The sequence below is a fragment of the Schlesneria sp. genome (genome assembly GCF_036405755.1).
In the GTDB taxonomy this organism is placed as follows: Bacteria; Planctomycetota; Planctomycetia; order Planctomycetales; family Planctomycetaceae; genus Schlesneria; species Schlesneria sphaerica.
This window is the reverse complement of record NZ_DASWWZ010000677.1, coordinates 1-5,185: the sequence shown is the minus strand read 5'-3', so window position 1 is coordinate 5,185 and position 5,185 is coordinate 1. Positions and strand designations below refer to the sequence as shown.

4 protein-coding genes and 2 tRNA genes are annotated in these 5,185 nt (G+C 54.3%); 4 read left to right on the top strand and 2 right to left on the bottom strand.

Annotation, left to right across the window (positions count from 1 at the left end):
• Nucleotides 1-62: 62 nt before the first annotated feature.
• Nucleotides 63-136 (top strand) — tRNA-Arg (locus tag VGE80_RS22415).
• A 445-nt stretch (nucleotides 137-581) separates the two neighbouring features.
• Here the strand turns inward: VGE80_RS22415 and VGE80_RS22410 are convergent.
• Nucleotides 582-654, bottom strand: a tRNA-Ala gene (locus tag VGE80_RS22410).
• Nucleotides 655-1,479: 825 nt separating this feature from the next.
• Here VGE80_RS22410 and VGE80_RS22405 point away from each other — a divergent pair.
• Nucleotides 1,480-2,208, top strand: coding sequence for a sigma-70 family RNA polymerase sigma factor (locus tag VGE80_RS22405; RefSeq protein ID WP_440594192.1), 729 nt, complete (start codon nucleotides 1,480-1,482; stop codon nucleotides 2,206-2,208).
• A gap of 123 nt (nucleotides 2,209-2,331) precedes the next feature.
• Here the strand turns inward: VGE80_RS22405 and VGE80_RS22400 are convergent, their stop codons facing one another.
• Nucleotides 2,332-2,652, bottom strand: a complete 321-nt coding sequence (locus tag VGE80_RS22400; RefSeq protein ID WP_373651614.1) for a carbon storage regulator — start codon at nucleotides 2,650-2,652, stop codon at nucleotides 2,332-2,334.
• Nucleotides 2,653-2,999: 347 nt separating this feature from the next.
• Between VGE80_RS22400 and bioD the strand changes: the two genes are divergently transcribed.
• Together bioD and VGE80_RS22390 are read left to right on the top strand one after the other, a co-directional pair.
• A complete protein-coding gene (gene bioD, locus VGE80_RS22395; protein WP_373651613.1) occupies nucleotides 3,000-3,809 on the top strand; it encodes a dethiobiotin synthase in 810 nt (269 codons plus the stop codon).
• Nucleotides 3,810-3,834: 25 nt separating this feature from the next.
• Nucleotides 3,835-4,878: a hypothetical protein gene (locus VGE80_RS22390; protein ID WP_440594191.1), complete on the top strand. Its 1,044-nt coding sequence runs from the start codon at nucleotides 3,835-3,837 to the stop codon at nucleotides 4,876-4,878.
• Nucleotides 4,879-5,185: the final 307 nt, after the last annotated feature.

The following is a 5,185-nucleotide window of genomic DNA, read 5'->3' as shown; positions in this document are numbered from 1 at the left end:
GTGTCAACGTAGTTTTTTGAGGGTTTGCGACTGAGCCATAAGTATCTATAAAATCGCGACTTGCGCCCGTAGCTCAGCTGGATAGAGCAACGGATTTCTAATCCGTGGGTCAGGGGTTCGAATCCCTTCGGGCGTATTTTTTCTTCAGCTATTACAGGCCTGAGCCTTCTGACCTGAATCGGGTCGACGCCAACTGCGCACCAGCTGAACTCTTTTCGAATTGCGGTGACCGCCACGGCCGCTGCAACAATTGAATCCATCCCCACGTGGTTCGAATCCCGTCACGGATCAAACGTCAAATTCTTGATTCGGGCTCCCCTCTGAGTAATGTCCTCGTGCATCAGCCTGAGGAAACAGTCGTTGGCTGAGCCCCGAGGGGAGAAGTTTTACCAAGCGGGAAAAGGAAGAATCACCAGAGCTACAAACTTCGGCCAGATCGTCCCACGGCCATAAATCAGCGTCGCGGTATCGCGAACGCGTTGACAGTCTGCACCAGCATGCTGACCCGAAATGGTCTCTGGCAGACTTGGCCCACCAATAAAAAAACGCCTTAAACCATTAAAGGCTTAAGGCGTTTTCAGTGGAGGATAGCGGGGTCGAACCGCTGACCTCTTGCATGCCATGCAAGCGCTCTCCCAACTGAGCTAATCCCCCTCGTTGGAATTGAAGGTGCCGTTTCAATCGGCAGATTGAGTCGGTAACTTCATTTCTTTTCGCAGTTTTTTTGTTCGGCACTGCGGTGCGGAACGGTATCAGGGACTTCGAAATCAGTCAAGCGTTGGCGTTCGTGGAAATTTTGTTTTTATCCCGGCCTCCTTCGGCACATCGCGATTTTCTGGAGCTTCAGGTGTTTTGCAACAGAACCGATCGATCTGCCGCTTTGTAAAACAAATCGAGCAGAGGGCACGCGTTCGTTTCAGAACGCAGGGCATTCGATCGCAGCGTGAGCAGGCCAATTGGCCTTGTCAGGCGTGTGAAACAATGATTCCGCGAGCGTCGGTCATTCCCGAAAGCCGAGCTTCGAATTTTCCGCGGAGCGCTTGAGTTAATTTCGCAGAGACTCACCGGTTGGCTGATTGAGCCGGGGGGACGGCGTCGCAAACCGCAGAATGCGAGCGAGAGACCGTTCACCTTTCTCATTTTCGATCATAGGCGCTTGCTTATCAGTGAAAATGCGGTGCAGATGAGCTCTGTATCGCGATATCAACCGGAGGTCATTGTCTCATGTCTCGGTCGCGCTGTGTCTCCAAGCCTGTCACGAAACCTCGGCGTGAGGTGATCAGGAATGTTCAGAAAATCTCACCGCGGGTGCGCCCGAAATCCGTCTCTCCAGAACTGATCGAGCGGATCCGACAGCTGATGGAGCGGTCCATTGAATTCGTGCCTCACCCCGATTTCGACTCCCCTCGAGCCGAAATTGCAATACAAAGCTCCTGCCCCCCAGCAGCCAAAACGTCCGCTGGAGGAGCCAGTGGGAAAGTGGGAATCGTTTTCGTTTCCGGCCTGGTCGATGCGCCACTGCTCTCGCCCGAAGAAGAGAAGTGCTGGTTTAAGGAGATGAACTTCCTCAAGTTTCGAGCAGAGCGGAATCGGCGGCGGCTTGATCTGAGACGCCCTGACCTTTCTCTGGTTGAACAGATTGAGTCGGATCTGGATGCAGCCGTGGAAGTTCGTAACCGAATTGTGCAAGGAAACGTGCGACTGATTGTCGCGTTGGCCAAGAAGCTCACAAATTCCCTGGATTTGATGGGCGATCTGATCAGTGAAGGGATGGTTCCCCTGATTCGGTCCGTGGAATTATTTGATATCGGTCTGGGGAACCGCTTCAGTACTTACGCAACATGGGCCATTCGCAATCAGATGTTGCGTTCGCTCAAACGGAGTCGCTTCAGCACCGAGATTGAGCCCGGTGAAGATGCTCCCTCATTGGAGAATCTTCCCGACTGGCGAACATTGCCCACTACGGATGAGACCACTCATGACCTACGTGTCACAACGGTCAATCGGCTCCTGCAGAGCCTTTCAGATCGCGAGAGACAGATTTTGACAGCCCGCTTCGCACTGAATGGTCAACCGGCTGGTCAAAGCCTGGCAGACATCGCCGAACAGACGGGGCTGAGCAAAGAACGCGTCCGGCAGATTGCAATCAACTCCATTTCGAAGTTGCGCGAGTCAATGACGTATGACGAGTTTGAAGCAATGAGCTAGCGACCCTACCAGCGGATACTGTCATGAGTCCCGAATGGCAAGATGCTTCTTGAGTCCTGCTCTGCAAAGTGGGCAGAGACTCACCTTTCAGAACACGACCGCCTTCAGCGGTCTTCGGCAAGTTCACGCGAGAACGCAGTACATTTGATCTTCGATTTCCGCCGCGTACTCTGTGCTGAAATCGACGGGGCACTCGGTGGCGGTTTCTTCCGCTACGACAATTTCCGTAACCGCGTCATTGGCATCGGTGCTCGCTTTCGAATCTTCAGTCGATCCGTCGACGGGCTCGGTTTCGAATCGCACGAGTTCAGAGCGACGAATCCTAATGTGATCAGGGGCAACAATTCCCAGCTTTACTTTGCCCGAACCGATTTGCGTGATGGTGATGACAACATCGTTTCCGATCGAGATCGATTCTGATTTCTTTCGCGTGAGTACGAGCATAATTCACAGTCCTTTGAATAACGAATCTGTCTCAGATTCGACGCAGTGTAAGTGTCAGGTGATCGACACTGACCAACCTGATGTGAGGTGTGTAATGCAACCGCGATGCCAGATCGAAATTTCATGCGCATAATTATTCGCGGATTCCGTTCAATCGCATGAAAACAGGCGGTTTCCTCGTGAAAACGCCCAGAGGCCAACTGGAATTTGCCATTTCCGTCAAGACCAGTTCTGGAAGAATTTACAAGGGCGGGGTAACTTCCGTTTGCAACCGCGTGTCGGCGGGAACCCGGCGCGGGGGAACTTGAGAAAAACGTGTTCCCGAGACCCGCTTCGATTGAATGTTTATGACTGACGCCATACCGCGCCCGAACTCGCCTCGCGGTCTCTTCATCACTGGGACTGACACCAGCGTGGGGAAGACACATGTGACCTGCATCATCGCTCGTCAATTGATTTCCCACGGACGTCGCACAGCCGCCTACAAGCCGGTCTGTTCAGGTGCGATCGCCGTTCAGCCAGCTCTTTCGGGCACGGATCGCACGACACAGTCATTTACGGGAGCTGTTACAAGTTCAAAGTTACTTTGGGAAGACATCGAACGATTGAGCAACGCGACGGACCGGGTCTGGCCGGAATCGATCGTGTGCCCTCAAAGATTCGTTGCACCGCTCGCTCCGCCGGTTGCGGCAAGACTCGAAGGAACGACTGTCGATTTCGACGCTGCGGTCCTGGGGGCCTACGGCTTCCATGGTTCCGAGATTGTGCTCATCGAAGGGGCGGGTGGATGGCTTTCGCCTCTGACAGAGTCGCAATCGGTCGCAGATCTGGCAAAGGAGCTGAGAGTTCCGATCCTGGTCGTTTCACGCAGCGGTCTGGGAACGATCAACCATACTCTGTTGACCATCGAAGCGATTCGCGCACGAGGACTCGCCGTGGCTGGGGTGGTCCTCAATCAACCGACCCCGGCAGACGGCGATTTATCCAGTCAAACCAATGCAGAGGAGATATCGCGCCGAGGAGAGGTTCCCGTGCTTGGTATCGTAACCCACGGGGCAAAAAGCGAATTGCAACGGGACGGACAGACCGTCACAATTCCCTGGTACGAATTAGCGGGGAGGCTGATCAACGAACCACCTCGCACGCAACCCAGTTGACATGCTTATCGATCAGGGGAGTTTCATGGCCCGGGAAGTGAGATGCGAACGGTGCCAGGAAGCTTTCCTCATCGAAACGGACGACATCGTCGGAAACTGCCCCAAGTGCGGCGAGGAATTGGCAGGTGGCAACTCCGCGGCGGTTCCGCTGGGACTATTCAGTGTTGGTGAGCCACAAGAGTTCCCTCCGTCGGAAGCCGTCGAAACGGCCGGCGTAACCTCAGATGCGGTGTGGAGTCCTGCCGTTACGGAGATTCGTTCGTTAGACAGAGTAACTCCTCGTCCAGCGTCCAAAGCGACGGTCACCAGGAAAGAAACTGGAGCCAATCCGACAGAGTCTCAACAGTCGCGACTGGCGTTCTGGCTGGTCGTTGTCGCAAGTTACGCGAGCCTGCTCACGATCTATGTCATTTATCAGATTTTTTTTCGCAAACCCCATCAACTTGAAAGTCTCCCAGACCTTCTGAGCGTGCAGCAATCGGGTGGAACGGTCGCTGTGCCCTTACCCGAAAACGATCTGCCAGCGGGGCATGAATTGCGGCTGGGCCAGTCGCGCAGATATGGCGACATCGTGGTGACCCCTCTGCGAGTCAGTCGCGGTCCGATCAATTTTTCGCACTACACTGGTAACGAAGTACTGGTTCGCAGTCCTTCCGATCCCGTGCTGAAACTTTGGTTTCGATTCGAGAACGTCTCGCCCCACCAGTCGATCAGGCCTCTCGATCCGACGCTGATGTATTTCAGACTTGAGGCTGACTCCGTCCTGGCGTTCAACGTCATTTTTCCAGCCAGCGACCAGAAATTGAAAGAAGGACGTCGCTACTACCATTTCGACCGTCTCCCCGCAGAGAGTGAGTGGCGGATCGCCGGTCACGAAACGGGTCGACTGTTGGCTCCTAGGGAAGACTTTGAAACATTCGCTCCTTCCCAGGAAGGCATCGAGGATCTCTCGGGTGAAGTGGTCTGGCGGATCCATTTTCGAAAGGGGCATGGTCCCAAAACGGGAAATGGAGTGACAACCCTGATCGATGTCCGATTCCACAGCGACGAAATACAGGAAGAAGTCTGACAAACTTCCACCCTGATATCGAGCGATCTCCCCCGCTCAACCCTTCTTCGGAGCCATTGAGATGGTACGGTAGAAGACCGCGATCTTGTGAGAAGTCTCGGCATCTGGGTAAGAACGTTGCCTCACTTCCAGGTCGTGTTCCGGGGAAGTGCGTCGCCCATATGAACCTGTCGATTCGAGCGGGGCGTGAATGGCCTGCTGGGTCAGACTTGTGAAGCGGCGCGACTTCGCAGTCCCAATGCGAATCTGGTAATTTGTGCGTATGAGGAAATATCTGCAATCATTGGCCGACGGAGACGACACGTTA

Bases quoted from the DNA above. Each gene is read 5' to 3' on its own strand.
- VGE80_RS22400 (WP_373651614.1), bottom strand. From the start codon at position 2,652: ATGCTCGTACTCACGCGAAAGAAATCAGAATCGATCTCGATCGGAAAC.
- bioD (WP_373651613.1), top strand. From the start codon at position 3,000: ATGACTGACGCCATACCGCGCCCGAACTCGCCTCGCGGTCTCTTCATC.
- VGE80_RS22390 (WP_440594191.1), top strand. From the start codon at position 3,835: ATGGCCCGGGAAGTGAGATGCGAACGGTGCCAGGAAGCTTTCCTCATC.